This window comes from Microbispora sp. H10949 (assembly GCF_014161435.1).
Taxonomy (GTDB): Bacteria; Actinomycetota; Actinomycetes; order Streptosporangiales; family Streptosporangiaceae; genus Microbispora; species Microbispora triticiradicis.
On record NZ_JABBWZ010000014.1, the window covers coordinates 28,717 to 43,994 of the forward strand.

Annotated in this window: 17 protein-coding genes; 7 read left to right on the forward strand and 10 right to left on the reverse strand. The window is 72.9% G+C overall.

Annotation, left to right across the window (positions count from 1 at the left end):
- Positions 1-15: 15 nt before the first annotated feature.
- Entirely contained in the window at positions 16-1,086 is a 1,071-nt protein-coding gene (locus HHX40_RS30865; RefSeq protein ID WP_310738365.1) for an NAD-dependent epimerase/dehydratase family protein, read from the reverse strand.
- Positions 1,087-1,168: 82 nt separating this feature from the next.
- Between HHX40_RS30865 and HHX40_RS30870 the strand changes: the two genes are divergently transcribed.
- The 3 genes from HHX40_RS30870 (at position 1,169) to HHX40_RS30880 (ending at position 4,117) form a co-directional block, all read left to right on the forward strand.
- Positions 1,169-2,470: a zinc-dependent metalloprotease gene (locus tag HHX40_RS30870; protein ID WP_396788475.1), complete on the forward strand. Its 1,302-nt coding sequence runs from the start codon at positions 1,169-1,171 to the stop codon at positions 2,468-2,470.
- 31 nt (positions 2,471-2,501) lie between these two features.
- Complete coding sequence (locus HHX40_RS30875; RefSeq protein WP_111697884.1) at positions 2,502-3,044, forward strand: NUDIX hydrolase; 543 nt, start codon at positions 2,502-2,504, stop codon at positions 3,042-3,044.
- 71 nt (positions 3,045-3,115) lie between these two features.
- Complete coding sequence (locus HHX40_RS30880; RefSeq protein WP_182883411.1) at positions 3,116-4,117, forward strand: endonuclease/exonuclease/phosphatase family protein; 1,002 nt, start codon at positions 3,116-3,118, stop codon at positions 4,115-4,117.
- A gap of 52 nt (positions 4,118-4,169) precedes the next feature.
- Here the strand turns inward: HHX40_RS30880 and HHX40_RS30885 are convergent, their stop codons facing one another.
- On the reverse strand, positions 4,170-4,772 hold the full coding sequence (locus HHX40_RS30885) for an NTP transferase domain-containing protein (protein WP_259404072.1): 603 nt from the start codon (positions 4,770-4,772) through the stop codon (positions 4,170-4,172).
- Positions 4,766-5,281 carry a M48 family metallopeptidase gene (locus tag HHX40_RS30890; RefSeq protein ID WP_111697887.1) on the reverse strand — a complete coding sequence of 172 codons (516 nt, stop codon included), beginning with the start codon at positions 5,279-5,281 and terminating at the stop codon, positions 4,766-4,768. Before HHX40_RS30890 ends, HHX40_RS30885 begins: the two co-directional genes overlap by 7 nt.
- A 200-nt stretch (positions 5,282-5,481) precedes the next feature.
- On the opposite strand from HHX40_RS30890, the gene HHX40_RS30895 reads away from it, so the two are divergent.
- Together HHX40_RS30895 and HHX40_RS30900 are read left to right on the forward strand one after the other, a co-directional pair.
- Positions 5,482-6,564 (forward strand): ThiF family adenylyltransferase, encoded by a 1,083-nt coding sequence (locus HHX40_RS30895; RefSeq protein ID WP_220499786.1) that lies wholly within the window; start codon positions 5,482-5,484, stop codon positions 6,562-6,564.
- A gap of 119 nt (positions 6,565-6,683) precedes the next feature.
- Positions 6,684-8,027 carry an ABC1 kinase family protein gene (locus HHX40_RS30900; RefSeq protein WP_182883412.1) on the forward strand — a complete coding sequence of 448 codons (1,344 nt, stop codon included), beginning with the start codon at positions 6,684-6,686 and terminating at the stop codon, positions 8,025-8,027.
- Here HHX40_RS30900 and HHX40_RS30905 read toward each other — a convergent pair.
- The 6 genes from HHX40_RS30905 to HHX40_RS30930 all read right to left on the reverse strand — a co-directional run bounded on the left by HHX40_RS30905 (position 8,024) and on the right by HHX40_RS30930 (position 12,761).
- A complete protein-coding gene (locus HHX40_RS30905; RefSeq protein WP_182883413.1) occupies positions 8,024-8,485 on the reverse strand; it encodes a hypothetical protein in 462 nt (153 codons plus the stop codon). The two genes, HHX40_RS30900 and HHX40_RS30905, sit on opposite strands and share 4 nt — an antisense overlap.
- Before the next feature lie 244 nt (positions 8,486-8,729).
- Positions 8,730-8,912, reverse strand: a complete 183-nt coding sequence (locus HHX40_RS30910; RefSeq protein ID WP_111697891.1) for a hypothetical protein — start codon at positions 8,910-8,912, stop codon at positions 8,730-8,732.
- A 37-nt stretch (positions 8,913-8,949) separates the two neighbouring features.
- Positions 8,950-9,213 carry a WhiB family transcriptional regulator gene (locus tag HHX40_RS30915; protein ID WP_111697892.1) on the reverse strand — a complete coding sequence of 88 codons (264 nt, stop codon included), beginning with the start codon at positions 9,211-9,213 and terminating at the stop codon, positions 8,950-8,952.
- A gap of 121 nt (positions 9,214-9,334) precedes the next feature.
- On the reverse strand, positions 9,335-9,643 hold the full coding sequence (locus tag HHX40_RS30920; protein WP_182875834.1) for a hypothetical protein: 309 nt from the start codon (positions 9,641-9,643) through the stop codon (positions 9,335-9,337).
- A gap of 140 nt (positions 9,644-9,783) precedes the next feature.
- The gene (locus tag HHX40_RS30925; protein ID WP_182883414.1) at positions 9,784-10,680 is read right to left on the reverse strand and encodes an acyl-CoA thioesterase; all 897 of its coding nucleotides are present in this window, start codon (positions 10,678-10,680) and stop codon (positions 9,784-9,786) included.
- Between the two features lie 14 nt (positions 10,681-10,694).
- Entirely contained in the window at positions 10,695-12,761 is a 2,067-nt protein-coding gene (locus HHX40_RS30930) for an ATP-dependent DNA helicase UvrD2 (protein WP_259404073.1), read from the reverse strand.
- 139 nt (positions 12,762-12,900) lie between these two features.
- Between HHX40_RS30930 and HHX40_RS30935 the strand changes: the two genes are divergently transcribed.
- Complete coding sequence (locus HHX40_RS30935) at positions 12,901-13,935, forward strand: alpha/beta hydrolase (protein ID WP_310738366.1); 1,035 nt, start codon at positions 12,901-12,903, stop codon at positions 13,933-13,935.
- A 104-nt stretch (positions 13,936-14,039) separates the two neighbouring features.
- The gene (locus tag HHX40_RS30940) at positions 14,040-14,279 is read left to right on the forward strand and encodes a mycoredoxin (protein ID WP_150938033.1); all 240 of its coding nucleotides are present in this window, start codon (positions 14,040-14,042) and stop codon (positions 14,277-14,279) included.
- Between the two features lie 4 nt (positions 14,280-14,283).
- Here HHX40_RS30940 and nudC read toward each other — a convergent pair whose 3' ends face one another.
- Positions 14,284-15,198, reverse strand: coding sequence for an NAD(+) diphosphatase (gene nudC, locus HHX40_RS30945; protein WP_396698595.1), 915 nt, complete (start codon positions 15,196-15,198; stop codon positions 14,284-14,286).
- Between the last annotated feature and the right edge of the window lie 80 nt (positions 15,199-15,278).

Genomic DNA, 15,278 nt, shown 5'->3' on the forward strand with positions numbered 1-15,278 from the left:
GACCACCGGCCGGGCTCAGGTACGGCGCTTGCGGCGGGCGGCGCGGACGATCGCGGCGGTGCCGATGACCGCCACGGTCGCGCCGGCGGCGGTGATCGTGGCCTCCTTGCCCGACAGGCGGCGGCCGACGACGGCGTGCCTGCCCTCGACCAGTTCGAGCAGTTCGCGCAGGGCCGTCTCGTTGGACCAGGCCGGCTTCCAGCCCGCCTCCCGCAGCGCCACGCCGTCGACCACCCAGGGATAGACGACGTAGTGCAGGTCGGTGGCCGCGGTCGGGGTGATGCCGAGCCGGTGCAGTCGCTGCGCGGTGCCGAACGTCACCCCCGCCGGGAGCTCGAACCTCTTGAGGCCCGAGATCTCCTCCACCTGGTCCATCTCCAGCCAGCCCTCGGAGCCGACCGCCACCACCCCGGAGACCCGGCCGAGCGCGGCGGCCTCCAGCGCCGACACCAGGTCGTCGACGTGGCAGAACTGCCAGCGGGGCAGGCAGCCCTTCACCACCAGCAGCCGGGGCGCCTCGAAGTGGCGGGTGATGACGGTGTCGACGCCCGGCCCCACCAGGGCGGCGGGCCGCAGCACGGTCACCTCCAGGCCGGGATGCGCCCGCAGCGACCGCCGTACCAGTGCCTCGATCTCCAGGTGGTCGCCCACCAGGCCGGTGTCGGGCTCCGCCGCCACCGGGGCGTCCTCCTGTAGCGGGACCGGGTTGTCGGCGGCGGCGCCGTACACCATCGCGCTCGTCACCAGCACGACCCGGCGCACCCGCGCCGCCGCGCAGGCCGTCAGCACGGTCTGGGCGGCCCGGATGTTGTAGCGCCGGCGCTCGGCGGCGTCGGTGTCGAGCGACTCGTCCGCGCCGAGATGCACCAGGACGTCCACGTCGGAGATCCGGTTCGCCAAGAGCGGATCACGAATGTCGAGGACTCGCCAGGTGACGTCCTGGACGTCTCCGCGCTGCTCGTCGATGGCCACGACGCGGCGGAAATCCGCAGACGAGGCCACTTTCGCGAGGAACGCACGGCCGAGACCGGAGGCGGCGCCCGTGACCGCGACGACGGGGGGACGCAGGCGTTTCGAGGTAGGCACGAGGTCCTCACTTTGCACTGATCCGCCCCACGGCGGCTAACGTGGCGGATGTGGACTCCTCCATCCTGCACGAGGTGGCGCGGTGACTGACCTGCCAGGTCGCGAAAACGACCCCAACGACAATCCGTTCGCCATGTTCGGCAGCCCGGAGCAGATGGCCGCGGCCATGCGGCAGTTCGCCGACATGCTGTCGGCCTCGCCGGAGGCCGGGCCCGTCAACTGGGACATGGCGAAGAACATCGCACGGCACGCCGTGGTCGCCGAGGGTGATCCGAGCGTCATGGAGGGCGAGCGGCGGCAGATCGCCGAGGCCCTCAACCTGGCCGATCTGTGGCTGAACGAGGTGACCCCGCTGCCCGGCGGTGTGACGGCGCCCCAGGCCTGGAGCCGGTCGGAGTGGATCGAGAAGACGATCCCGGTGTGGAAGCAGCTGTGCGATCCCGTCGCCGCCCAGATGGTGGAGACGATGGGCGGCACGCTCGGCGCCGCCGGTCTGCCGCCGGAGGCGCAGGCCGTGGCCGGGCCGCTGATGGGCATGCTGAAGCAGATGGGCAGCATGATGGTCGGCCAGCAGATCGGCCAGGCCCTCGGCTCGCTCGCCCGGGAGGTCGTCGGCTCCTCCGACATCGGCCTGCCGCTCTCCGACACCGCCGCCCTGCTGCCGGGCGGCGTGGCCGCCTTCAGCAAGGGCCTGGAGACGCCCTCGGACGAGATCCGGCTCTACCTGGCGCTGCGCGAGGCCGCGCACCACCGGCTGTTCCAGCACGTGCCGTGGCTGCGGGCGCACCTGCTCGGCACGGTCGAGGAGTACGCCCGGGGCATCACGGTCGACGTGTCCGCGCTGGAGGAGAAGCTCCAGGGGCTGGACATCAGCAACCCGGAGCGGATCCAGGAGGTCCTGGGCGGCGGCGAGTTGCTCAAGCCCGAGGAGACCGAGCGGCAGAAGGCCGCCCTCACCCGCCTGGAGACCGCGCTGGCGCTGGTCGAAGGCTGGGTGGCCACGGTGGTGGACGCCGCCGCCGAGGGCAAGCTCCCGTCCGCCGCGGCGCTGGCCGAGACCGTACGGCGCCGCCGCGCCACGGGCGGACCGGCCGAGCGGACCTTCGCGACGCTGGTGGGCCTGGAACTGCGGCCGAGGCGGCTCCGTGAGGCGGCGGCCCTGTGGAGGGCGCTCGGCGACGAGCGCGGCGTCGACGGCCGGGACGCCGTCTGGGGCCACCCCGACCTGATGCCCACGGCCGACGACCTCGACAACCCCGAGCCGTTCGTGAAGGGCGGCGCCGCCTTCGACCTGTCCGCCCTGGAAGAGCCCGGGGAATCGGGTGAGCCCGGTGGGTCCGGTGGGTCCGGCGAACCCGGTCCCGGCCCGGAGCGCGACCGATAGAGGGACCGGCGGCGGCCGGTAGGCTGCGCCGGTGAGCCTGAACCGTGACGCGTGGGCCGTGCTGACCGGGTGGACGGCCCCCACCCCGGAAGAGGAACGGCTCCGCGCGGACTTCCTCGCGCACCTGGACGCCCACGAGGACGCGATGTGGCGCGAGTGCGTGCCGGCGCACCTGACGGCGACGACGGCCGTCCTCTCGCACGACGGCGCGCGGGTGCTGCTGACCCTGCACGCCAAGGCCGGAATGTGGCTGCCGATGGGCGGGCACTGCGAGGCGTCCGACGCCACGCTCGGGGAGGCCGCCCTGCGCGAGGCCACCGAGGAGTCGGGCATCCCCGGGCTGGTGCTGCTGGACGGCCCGCTCGCCGTCGACCGGCACAAGGTGTGGTGCCACCCGCCGCACAGCTGGCACCTGGACGTCGAGTACGGCGCGGTCGCGCCGCCGGGAGCCGAGGCGGTGATCAGCGACGAGTCGCTCGACCTCCGCTGGTTCCCGGTGGACGAGATCCCGGAGCTGAGCGACGAGGCCACCCGGCGGCTGGTCCGCCGCTCCCTGGCCCTGCTGCGCGCCTGAGCACCGTTCCGCACCGTACGCGCACGTCAGCGTTACGCCCGCTTTCGACGGCGTTCATTAGGGTCGGGTTCATGACCAAGGTGGACGTGGGCGGTGAGATCGTCGTTCCGCCCCGCCGGAGGCTGCGGGTCTCCCCTCCGCTGGCATGGCTCACGGTGACGCCGTTCACCCTGTGGGCGGTGGCCCGGCTGGCCGGTCTCGACGCCGCCGGTGCGGGAGTCGCGCTCATGACCGGCACGCCGTACGTCGCCGCCGCGTCGACGGTGGCGGTCCTGGCCGCGCTGGCCGGCCGCCGCCGGGCCGTGATCGTGACCGCGGTCGCGACGACGGCCGCGCTGGCCGCCGTGGTCCTGCCCCGGGCGATCGGAACGGCGCCGACGGCCACCTCCGCCACCGGGCCGGTGCTGCGGATCCTCACCGCCAACCTCTTCTACGGGGTCGGCGACGCCGAGGCCGTGGTCGGCCTGGTCCGCAGGCTCAAGCCGGACGTGCTCAGCACGCAGGAGCTCACGCCCGCGGCCGTCGAGGCGCTCGACGACGCGGGCCTGGGGAGGCTGCTGCCGTACCGGCAGCTGGAGGATGCTCCCGGGGCGTCCGGCAGCGGCGTCTACTCGCGGCACCCGCTGACCAGGCTGCCGGACTTCGCGCCCGAGGGCAGCCATAACATGCCGCGGGCCCGGATCGTCCTGCCGTCCGGGCCTCCCGTCGAGATCGTCGACGTGCACACCCTCTCGCCTGTCGTCCGCGACGTGGCCCTGTGGGCCGCCGACCTGGCGGCGCTGCCGTCCGCCTCCCCCGGCGTCGTACGCGTGCTGGCCGGCGACTTCAACGCGAGCCTCGACCACGCGGCGCTGCGCGCGGTCCTCGCGCGCGGGTACGTGGACGCGGCCGGCGCGACCGGGAACGGCCTGGCGGCCACCTGGCCCGCGAACAGGCGGTTCCCGCCGCTGATCACGATCGACCACGTGCTGCACGACCGGAGGGCGGTGGCCGTGGACACCGGCGTCCACGCCGTCCCGGGGAGCGACCACCGCGCGTTCTTCGCCGAGATCCGCCTGCCCGGACGCCTGTGACGGCATTGGTCTCCGGCCGGGCCCGGGCTACCGGTCCCCGGCCGGCCGGCGGTCACATGAGCAGGGCGCGGGTGTTGTCCCAGCCTTCGAGGCCGGGGTCGAGGCGGGCCACGTCCTCCGGCTTCCGCAGGCGGTGCCAGCCGGGACCGGTGGCGACCATGCGCGGCCCCGGCGCCCGGCGGCGCATCGCGGCGACGACGTCCGGCTCGTCGAGATCGGGCGCGGCCCAGCCGGGGACCGGCAGGCGGGCCGCGACGGCCACGGCTCCGCCGCCCTCGGCCGGGCAGACGGCGAGGTCCGCCCGGCCCAGCTCGCGGAACAGCTTGCCGATCAGCAGCGGCGGCAGGTCGGGGGCGTCGCCGCTGACGACGACCGCCTCGTCCGCTTTCTCCGCCCCGGCCTCGTACAGCGCGGCCAGCGCCGCGAAAGCGCCGGCCGGCGAGCCGATCGTCAGGACCGGCGTGCCCGGCCAGGCGATCTCGGCGAGCCCCGGCACTCCGGCCGACAGGATCACCGGCCGCACGAGTTCGAGCCCGGCGATCATCTCGTAGGTGTCCTCGGCCATCGCCGTCAGGAACTCGGCCGGGTCCACGCCGGGCGGAGCCGCGCCGGCCATGCCGGGGGTGACCAGCACCGCGGCCACGCGGGTCAACATTCCTCCGTCGAACCGTTGGCCGCCATCGAGAAACCCTCGAGGAACCCCCTGGCACGTTCCGCGCGAGGGTAGCGCTCGACCAGCGCCCAGAAGCGCGGGCCGTGGCTCGGTACGAGCAGATGGACGAGCTCGTGCATGATGACGTAGTCGACGACCCAGGCCGGCATCCCCCGCAGCCGCACCGAGAGCCTGATCGTGCCGTGGTCGGGCGTGCACGAACCCCACCGGTGGAGCTGGTTCTCCACCCACCGCACACTCGCCGGGACGGCCTTGCCGTCCAGGTAGCGCGCGGACAGCTCGCTCGCCCGTTCCAGGAGGTCGTCGTCGCTCGGACGTCTTCGCTGCTCCTTGGCCGCAAGCCGGTCGAGCATGCGGCGTACCCACTGCTCCTCGTCGGTCGTGCTCAGACCGGCCGGAAGCAGCACGATGGTCTTGTCGCCATCGCGGTACGCGGAAACGGTTCGCCGCCGTCGTGCGCTCCGACGAACCTCGACTGTCTCGGGGGGCACATATGAAAGGTAGCCGACAGACGCCGATTTCCACAGGGGGTGGTACACGTTCTCCCTGGTCAATCGGGCGAACGTTACCTTGCGGGCGTGGAAGTTACGGGGTTGCGGATGTTCACCAACCACGATCACCCCGGTAATTATCCACAGCCCCGACCGTTCCGGCGCCGGGCCGCGCCCGGCTGTGCCAAGGTCTGCCGACTATGGGACACACCATTCGACCACGCCTCAAGCCCGTCCTGCGCAGGGTCGAGCGGGACGGCCGCACGCTGCAGTTCGGCGTCCACCCGCTGCGTGCCGTCGTCCTCACCGGTGTCGAACCACCGGTGCGCCGCCTGATCGACGGGCTCGACGGCACCCGCACGCTCGGGCAGGCGGTGGCCGGCAGCGGGCTGGACGAGGCGTCCGCCCACGAGGTGGTCGCCCGGCTCACCGCGCACGGCCTCATCGAGGACGCCGCGACCCGGCCCGGCCCGCTCGCCGACCTGCCGCCGGCCGAGCGGGACCGGCTCCGCCCCGACCTGGACAGGCTCTCGCTCACCTGTTCCGACGGCGGCGTGAGCGGTCTCGCCGCGAGGAGAGCGGCCCGGGTCCGCGTGTACGGCGCCGGCCGGGTGGGCGCCCAGATCGTCACCCTGCTCGCCGCCGCCGGCGTCGGCCACATCTGCGTGGTCGATCCCGCCGTGGCCGGGCCGGGCGACGTGGTCCCGGGCGGTCTCGGCCGGAGCGACACCGGCATGTCCCGGGAGGACGCCGCGGTGCTGGCGGCCCGGCGGATCTCACCCGGCGTCAACGCCTGGCCCGGCCGGACCGCCTCCCGCCTGGCGGACGGCGGCGCGCGCCCCCACCTCGTGATCCTCGCCCCGACCACCCCGCTCAGCGCCACGCTGGTCGGCGAGATCGTCGCCTCGGGCGTGCCGCACCTGCTCGCCTGCGCCTTCGAGGGGTACGGCTCGACGGGCCCCTTCGTCGTCCCCGGCCTCACGCCCTGCCTGCGGTGTCTCGACCTCGCCCGCCGTGACCGGGACCCGTCCTGGCCGGTGGTGGGCGCCCGGCTCGGCGGTTACCCCGCCGGTGAGATCGCCTGCGACGTCGCCCTGTCCTGCCTGGTCGCGGCGCAGACCGCCGGCCAGGCACTGGCGTATCTCGACGAGGGGAGCGTGCCGGGCGGCCTGACGGAGGTGTCGCCCGCCTGGCGCTGGCGGCACCGCCGCCTCGCCGCCCACCCCGGCTGCGGCTGCCTCGGCGACGACGTCGCCGGCCTCCACAAGGAAGATCGGCCATGAATGTGATGAAAGACACACCTGACGGAATCCTCGCCCGCCGTTGGCGTCCCCGGGCTCCTGTGGGTGATACGAACAGGGAATTGTGGTCGAAAGGCCCCGCCATCGCTAAGAATGGTTGAGTGAGTGACGTTCCCCACGGTGCCGTGACACGCTCGGCCAAGCTCGCGACGCTTCCCCTCGGGTTCGCCGGCCGTACCGCGCTCGGACTGGGCAGGCGGATCGGCGGCGCCTCCGCGGAGATCGTCGCCCAGGAGATCCAGCGACGCACGGCAGACCAGGTCTTCAAGGTCCTCGGCGAGCTCAAGGGCGGCGCCATGAAGCTCGGCCAGGCTCTGTCGATCTTCGAGGCGGCGCTGCCGCCCGAGATCGCCGGCCCGTACCGGGCGACACTGACGAAGCTGCAGGACGCCGCGCCGCCGCTGCCCGCCTCCGTCGTACACCGGGTTCTGACCGAACAGCTCGGCGACGACTGGCGGGAGAACTTCCTGGAGTTCGACGACAGGCCGAGTGCGGCGGCGTCCATCGGGCAGGTCCACCGCGCGGTGTGGCACGACGGCCGCCAGGTCGCCGTGAAGATCCAGTATCCCGGCGCGGGCAAGGCCCTGATCTCCGACTTCAACCAGCTCTCGCGGCTGGGCAAGCTGTTCGGCGCGCTGCTGCCGGGCCTGGACCTCAAACCGGTCCTGGCCGAGCTCAAGGAGCGGGTGGCCGAGGAGCTCGACTACTTCAAGGAGGCCGAGGCCCAGCAGGCCTTCGCCGAGGAGTTCCGCGACGACCGCGACTTCCGGGTCCCGGCGGTCATCGCCGCCAACGAGCAGGTGCTGGTCACCGAGTGGATGACCGGGACCCCGCTGTCCAAGATCATAACCGACGGCACGCAGGAGGAGCGCAACCACGCGGGCCTGCTGTTCGTCCGCTTCCTGTTCTGCTCTCCGGCCCGGGTGGGGATGCTGCACGCCGACCCGCACCCCGGCAACTTCCGGCTGATGGAGGACGGGCGGCTCGGCGTGCTGGACTTCGGCGCCGTCAACCGGATGCCCGGTGGCCACCCGGTCGCCTTCGGCAGGCTCACCCGCATCTTCAACCAGGGCGACATGGACGCCGTCGTGCACGGGCTCCGCGCGGAGGGCTTCATCCGCCCGCACATCGAGGTGGACGTCGACGCCCTGCGGGCGTTCCTCGCACCGTACGTCGAGCCCACCCGCGTCGAGGAGTTCACCTTCAGCAGGGAGTGGCTGCGCGAGCAGGCGGCGAACGTGGCCGACCTACGGCCGAACAACGTGGTCCGCCAGCTCAACCTACCCGCGTCCTACGTGCTGATCCACCGCGTTCACGCCGCCGGCGTCGGCGTGCTGTGTCAGCTCGGCGCGACCGCCAGGTTCCGGGACGAGGTCGTCCGCTGGGTCCCCGGCTTCGCCGACGACCCCGGAGCCCCTGAAACCACCCCTCTCGCCCTCGGCTAGCCGGCGTGGGCCCGGCCGCCGCGGCCCTCGACGGCCCGCAGCGTCTGGTTGATGACGCAGCGGTCGATGCCCCGCCTGCAGTTGCCGTTGACGGTGTTGGTGAAGACGCTGACGCTCGACACCTGCTGGATACCGGCGAACGTGACGGCGCTGTTGGCAGCGGGAGCGTTCACGTTGCGCCTCCCGGTCGCGACCTGCCGTGCGGGGCTGCCGATGCTGGGCGAGCTCGAGGTGCCGGTGCCGCCGGTGCTCTGGGTCGCCCCGCGCCCGTGCCCACCGCCGTGATCATGGCCGTTGGCGCGGGCATGAGCATGGGCGTGCCGAACCGTCCGCAGGCCCGGAGGGAGCTGCGCGGCGCCGGCCGGCGGCACGGCGAGAAACGGCAGCCCGGCGACAATCAGACCGGCGGCGACCAGACCGGTGCTCGGGCCGCGGAAATGTCTCGCTCTGTCGCTCATCCGCATCCCGTCCGCCGCTCGTCTGCCCACTTGGCCGCCACATGCCGTCGCTTCCGCCCGGCGTCGTCAGCGGCCGTCCGGCTCATACCCCGCGGCGCGGGGCACCTCCCGCGGAAGGCGCTCTGCTGCGCGGCCGATGACCCATCCTTTGCGGCAGGCCGGGTTAGATGCCCGATATGGGCGAAGGCCCGGGCCGGTCACCCCGGCCCGGGCCTTCTCTGTTCACTCTGCTCCGGTCACGGCGTCAGACGCGCGCCAGCGCGGACCGCAGCCGGCGGGACGCGCGCTCTACTTCCCGGCGCGCCTTCTCGACGCTCCTGACCCGGCCGGCGAGCCGCTCCTGCTCCGCCTCGCGGTGGAGGGTCCGTATTCGCTCGTGTACCAGTTCTTGATTCAGATACATGGTCGTCATGGGGGCGATGTTCATTTCGGTCGGTTTCCTTCCGGATGCGATGTCGTGCGGTTCAGGCGGCGACAGGGGTCTTGCGCGGGCGCCCACGGGGACGCTTGCGGGGTACGACGACCCCCCGCAGGATGAGCTCTCCGCCCCAGACGCCCCACGGCTCCTCGCGCTCCAGCGCGCGGGCCAGGCAGGCCTTCTGGATCGGGCAGCCGCCGCAGAGCGCCTTGGCGAACTCCACGTCCTCGGGAGACTCGGCGAACCACAGGTCGGGCTCGGTACGGCAGGGGATTTCGGCTTCGATCAGGTCCATGACCGGGGCCGCCATCTGCGTCACCTCTTCGAGTGTTTCTGGTCTGGTGTCCTCGTTGCGGGGTGTGGATTCGTGGCCGACAAACAAAAGGGCCGCGGATCCTGGTGCGGATCCGCGGCCCGGAGAGGGAGACCGGTCAGGGTATGACTGGTTCTCTCCAGGCGTGGTGCGGACCCTGGGCGGCGCCGCCGCGAGCGGCGGCGCGGATCTGCTCATCACCCATCGGCCGGTTCACGTACACCGGAAGGTGGGTGGGGGTGCTGTGGCCGGTCCGGCCGGCGAACGCGCCGAAGGCGGCCGAGCCCGCGACTCCGCTCACCGGAGCCAGGGCGGCGACGGCCTCGTCACGCCGCAGTTTCACCGGCGTTCCAGCCGGCGTGACAGTCGACGCGACAACGGCGGCCGGGCGCGCGGAGACGAGCCACAGCACACGGGACGTCGTCATGTTCCTCACTGGACTCACCTCCATTTCTCTGCGCTCTACTGTTCGTCGTGCGTCTCGGCCGGGCAGGAGCGTCCGGCTGACTTGTCCAAGACCCTAAACCGCCGCGGCAGACCGGGCAACCTATTTTCTACCTGCGATTTTCACGACTTCGTGACACGAGGATCTGGCTCCGGCGACACCCGGATCAGGCACTCCTGGACCACGGAGACGACGAGCTCCCCCGAGGCGCTGAACATCTGCCCGCGGGCGAGCCCGCGCGCCGCCCCGGACCAGGGCGACTCCTGGGCGTACAGCAGCCAGTCGTCGGCCCGGAAGGGCCGGTGGAACCACATGGCGTGGTCCAGCGACGCGCCGGACACGGCGGAGGACCCCCAGGCCAGCCCGTGCGCCAGCAGCACGGTGTCCACCAGCGTGAAGTCACTGGCGTACGCCGCGAGCACGATGTGCAGCAGCGGGTCGTCGGGCAGGTCGGCGTCGTACCGGAACCAGACGCGGTTCTCGGGGGTGACCAGGCTCGGGTCCTTGGCCGCCTCCCAGGGCAGCGCGTTGACGTACCGGACGTCGACCGGGCGCGGCTTCGACAGCAGGTCGCGCCACCCCGGCTCGTCGCCGAAGACGTCGCGCATCCGCTCCTGGAAGGTCGGCAGCGTCTCGGGGGCCGGCGCCTCCGGCATCCGGGCGGCCTGGTGGCTCACCCCCTGCTCCTCGACGTGGAACGACGCCGACATCGAGAAGATCGCCTTGCCGTGCTGGATGGCCGTGATGCGCCGGGTGGTGAACGACCGGCCGTCCCGCACCCGCTCCACGTTGTAGACGATCGGCACGGCGGGGTCGCCCGGCCGGATGAAGTAGGCGTGCAGCGAGTGCACCATCCGGTCGCCCGGCACCGTGCGCCCGGCCGCCACGAGCGCCTGCGCGGCCACCTGGCCGCCGAAGACCCGCTGGAACCGCTCCTCCGGGCTGCGCCCCCGGAAGATGTCGAGCTCGATCTGCTCCAGGTCGAGCAGGTCCAGCAGCTCCTTCAGGGCCGAGTTCACGGGAGGCCTCCAGCTCAGGCGGGGGAATACTCGCCGGTAACACTACCGTCGCCGCGGCACAGCCCCAGGACCGCGTCGCCGTACCGCTCAAGTTTGACGCGCCCGATTCCCGCGATCGCGAGCAGGTCCTCCTCGGCGGTGGGCACCCGTTCCGCGATGGCCTGCAGGGTGACGTCCGTGAAGACGACGTACGCGGGGACCTTGGCCTCCTTCGCCGCCGTCGTCCGCCACGCCTTGAGCCGTTCGAGCAGCGCCTCGTCGTAGTCGGCCGGGCAGGTCGCGCACCGGCCCAGCTTCTGCTCGGCCGCGACGGACAGCGTCTTGCCGCAGATCCGGCAGTGCAACGGCACCGCCGCCGCGCGCCTGCCCTTCCCCCCGCCGCTTGGCCGCTCGGCCCGGCTCACGCTCGCCGTACGCGGGGAGAGGCCGTCGAGGAAGCGGGACGGCCTGCGGGCGCGCCGCCCGCCGGGCGACCTGGCGAGGGCCCACGACAGGTGCAGGTGCTCGCGGGCCCGGGTGACCCCGACGTAGAGCAGCCGCCGTTCCTCCTCGACCTGGTCCGGCGTCTCCGCGTAGACGATCGGGACCATGCCGTCGGTGAGGCCGACGAGGAAGACCGCGTCCCACTCCAGGCCCTTGGCGGCGTGCAGCGAGGCGAGCGTCACGCCCTCGACCGGCGGCGCGTGCTGCTCGGCCGCCCTGCGCTCCAGTTCGCCGACGAAGCGGGGCAGGTCGGCGCCCTCGGCCGCCATGTCCTCGGCGAGGTCGGCGAGGGCCTTGAGCGACTCCCACTTCTCCCTCGCCTTGCCACCTCCGGGCGTTTCCGCGGTGAGCCCGATGCCCGAGAGGATCGCGTGCACGGCGGGCGCCAGCGGCTCCTCTCCCGCCGACCGCGCGGCGCCGCGCAGCAGCACCACGGCCTGACGCACCTCGGGGCGCTCGAAGAACCGCTCCGCCCCGCGCAGCAGGTAGGGCACGCCGGAGTCGTTGAACGCCTGCTCGTACGCCTCCGACTGGGCGTTCACCCGGAACAGCACCGCGATCTCGCGGGTGGGCACGCCGTCGGCCATCAGCTTCTTGACGGTGAGCGCGACGCCGAGCGCCTCGGCCTGCTCGTCGTCGTACTCGGTGAAGACCGGTTCGGGGCCGTCCGGCCGCTGGGCGACCAGTTCCAGCCGGTGCCGCGAGCGGGCCATGACCCGGTTGGCCAGCGTGACCACCTGCGGCGTCGACCGGTAGTCGCGCACCAACCGGATCACCGCCGCCGAGGGGTGCTCTACGGCGAAGTTCGTCAGGTAGTGGGGCGTGGCGCCGGTGAACGAGTAGATCGTCTGGTTGGGGTCGCCCACCACGCACACGTCGTCGCGCCCGCCGAGCCACGTGTCGAGCAGCAGCTTCTGCAGCGGGTTGACGTCCTGGAACTCGTCGACCACGAAGTAGCGGTACTGCTGGCGGATCTGCGCCGCGACCTCCCGGTGCTCGGTCATCACGGCCGCGGTGAGCTCCAGGATCGTCTCGAAGTCGATCAGGTTCCGCTGGCGGCGCACGCTCTCGTAGCCCTCGTACAGCCGCGCGACCTCCTCGGGCGCGATCGGCGGGGTGCGCCGCGCCTTGACGGCGGCGGCCGGGTAGTCCTCCGGGGCTACCTGGGTGACCTTCGCCCACTCGATCTCGCTCGCGACGTCGCGCAACTCGCCGCGCTCGGGGTTCCTGCGCAGCCGCCGGGCCGCCTCGATCAGCAGCGGCAGCTTCGACTCGACCACCTGCGGCGGGTCGCCGCCGATCACCCGGGGCCAGAAGTAGCTGAGCTGGCGCAGGGCCGCCGCGTGGAACGTGCGGGCCTGCACCCCCGGCGCGCCGAGCCGGCGCAGCCGCTGCTTCAACTCGCCCGCCGCACGGGTCGTGAAGGTGACCGCGAGCACCCCCTGCGGATCGACGACCCCCGTGTGCACGGCGTACGCGATGCGGTGGGTGATGGCACGGGTCTTGCCGGTGCCCGCGCCCGCGAGCACGCACACCGGTCCGCGCACCGCCTGGGCGACCTCGCGCTGCTCGGGATCCAGACCGTCGAGGACGTCCAAGGAGCCGCTCCCAACATGCGTGGCGGACGTTGTTACTGGCATCATCCTTGCAGCAGCAGACCGAGCGTGTCCCATTGACCGGTCGGGGCACGACGCGACAGCGACGCGACATGGACGCGACATCGGGGAGGATGACGCCGTGGGAACCGCGGTCCGAACTGCCATGGGCATGGGCGCCGCCGCCCTCGCCGCGCTGATGCTCACCTCGCCCGGCGCGCGGGCCGCCACCGTGGCCGCCACCGTGGCCGCCGCCCCCGCCGGCAACCCCGCACCCCAGCCGTCGGCCACTCCGGTTCCGTCCGCCTCCCCGGTGTCGTCCGCGTCGGCCACGCCGTCGGCGCCGCCCACGCCCTCCGCGAGCGCCTCGCCTTCGGCGTCTCCCACGCCGCCCGCCGGGGCGAGGATGCACACCTACTCGTACGGCCCGCACCCCCGCCAGATCATGGACGTGTGGTGGCATCCCACCGGCCCGCGGCGTCCCGCCGTGTTCGTCGTCCACGGCGGCTGGTGGTCGGGGGGCGACAAGAAGTACATGACGTCGGTCACCCGCTACTACGTCCAGCAGGGCTACACCGTCGTCAACCTCGACTACCGGCTGTCCGGCGACGCGCCGTGGCCGGCCCAGCGCACCGACGTCCTGTCCGCGGTCGCCGCCGTCCGCAGGCACCCGGCCCTCTTCAACACCGACCCCGGGCGCTACGTGCTCCTCGGGTTCTCCGCCGGGGGCCACCTCGCCGCCGCCGTCGGCACCTACGGCGACGGCCGGCCGGGCCTGCGCGGGGTCGTCGGGATCTCCCCGCCCGTCTCGCCGCTCTCGGCGTACGAGGACGGCACCGCGGCCGGCACGTTCGACCAGCGCAAACTGCGCCGGGCCGCGGTACGGCTGGCCGGAGGCTGCTCCCCGGCCCGGTGCCCGCGTGTCTGGTCGAGCATGGAGGTGCCGTTCCACGCCACCCCCGGCGACGCGCCGATGCTCGCGGTCCACTCGGCCGACGAGTTCGTGCCGCCGTACCAGAGCGAGGTGCTCAAGGAGTCGCTGGAGAACGTCGGGGTCCCGATGACCGTCAAGACGATGGCCGGCACCTTCCACAGCGCGCCGCTCTACCGTGAGCCCGGGGTTCCCGAGACCGTCCGGGCGTGGATCGCCGCCCGGCTGGCGCAGCCGGCCCACTGACCGGAGGACCGGCGCAGAACCGGGAACAGCCGGGGCGTCCGCGATGTTGCCATGACTGCTCAAGCAACGCGTTGCCCACGAAGCTGCCCGGGAAAGGGACGAAGATGGCGCTCACGGTTTACACCACGAGCTGGTGCGGCCCCTGTAAGCGACTGAAGAGCCAGCTCACACGGGAGGGCATCGCCTACAGCGAGGTCGACATCGAGCGCCACCCGGACGCCGCCGAGTTCGTCATGAGCGTGAACAACGGCAACCAGGTCGTGCCGACCGTGGTCACCGACTGCCACACCATGACGAACCCCTCGGTCGCCGAGGTCAAGCGGCACCTCCAGGGCGCCTGCTGACGACCTACCAGCCGGTGTCGGGGATCGGCCCTCCGTACCAGGTCTCGATCATCCGCCGGGCGATCGAGACCTCGGTCGGCAGGAGCAGCTCACCCGACCGCACCTGGGCCGCGAGCTCCTCCCGGGACAGCCAGCGGGCCTCGGCGATCTCGTCCAGGTCGGGGCGCAGGTCGGTCGTGACGGCGCGGGCGAAGAAGCCGAGCATCAGGCTGCGCGGGAACGGCCAGGGCTGGCTGCCCAGGTAGCGGGGGGTGACGACGGCGATGCCGACCTCCTCCAGGACCTCGCGCACCACCGCGTGCTCCAGCGACTCGCCGGGTTCGACGAACCCGGCGAGCACCGACATCCGGTTCGCCGGCCACGCCGGGCCGCGCGCCAGCAGTACGCGGCCCTCGTCGTCGTGGACCAGCATGATCACTGCGGGGTCCACGCGGGGGAAGTGCTGACTGCCGTCACGCGGGCACACCCGCATGTGCCCAGAGGCCGTCACGTTCGTGGGGCCACCGCACCTGGGGCAGAACTCGTGGGTGGCGTGCCAGGCCTCCAGGGCCACCGCGTAGACGAGCAGCCCCGCGTCGCGGTCGTCGAGCAGCACCGCGGCCTCCCGCAGGCCCACCGCGTCGCCGGCGCCCTGGGCGGGCTCGGGCAGCGGCGCGTTCACCGCGAAGTAGGGCACGCCGTCCTCGTCCACGCCGAGGAGATAACGCGTGCCTTCCGGCGCCTCCGCCGGAGAGGTGAGCACCAGCGCCGCGCCGTCGGTGAAACGGCGGATCAGCGTGCGGCCGTCCTGGACGAGGAGGACCCTCGTCTTCTCCGCCTCCCAGGCCTGCCGCAGCCACTCCTCGTCGCCGCGCAGGGCCGCCGACCGGTCGATGGCGCTCCGCGCGAGGAGCAGGGGGCCGAGCAGTCCGTCCGCGATTTCCACCCCGTCATCCTTCCACTGGCGCCGCCGCGGCAATCTCCCCGTCAAGCCCGTTCCCCGCGCCACCGCGCTAGGAT

Bases quoted from the DNA above. Each gene is read 5' to 3' on its own strand.
- HHX40_RS30880 (WP_182883411.1), top strand. From the start codon at position 3,116: ATGACCAAGGTGGACGTGGGCGGTGAGATCGTCGTTCCGCCCCGCCGG.
- HHX40_RS30885 (WP_259404072.1), bottom strand. From the start codon at position 4,772: ATGTTGACCCGCGTGGCCGCGGTGCTGGTCACCCCCGGCATGGCCGGC.
- HHX40_RS30895 (WP_220499786.1), top strand. From the start codon at position 5,482: ATGGGACACACCATTCGACCACGCCTCAAGCCCGTCCTGCGCAGGGTC.
- HHX40_RS30905 (WP_182883413.1), bottom strand. From the start codon at position 8,485: ATGAGCGACAGAGCGAGACATTTCCGCGGCCCGAGCACCGGTCTGGTC.
- HHX40_RS30910 (WP_111697891.1), bottom strand. From the start codon at position 8,912: ATGAACATCGCCCCCATGACGACCATGTATCTGAATCAAGAACTGGTA.
- HHX40_RS30915 (WP_111697892.1), bottom strand. From the start codon at position 9,213: ATGGCGGCCCCGGTCATGGACCTGATCGAAGCCGAAATCCCCTGCCGT.
- HHX40_RS30920 (WP_182875834.1), bottom strand. From the start codon at position 9,643: ATGACGACGTCCCGTGTGCTGTGGCTCGTCTCCGCGCGCCCGGCCGCC.
- HHX40_RS30940 (WP_150938033.1), top strand. From the start codon at position 14,040: ATGGCGCTCACGGTTTACACCACGAGCTGGTGCGGCCCCTGTAAGCGA.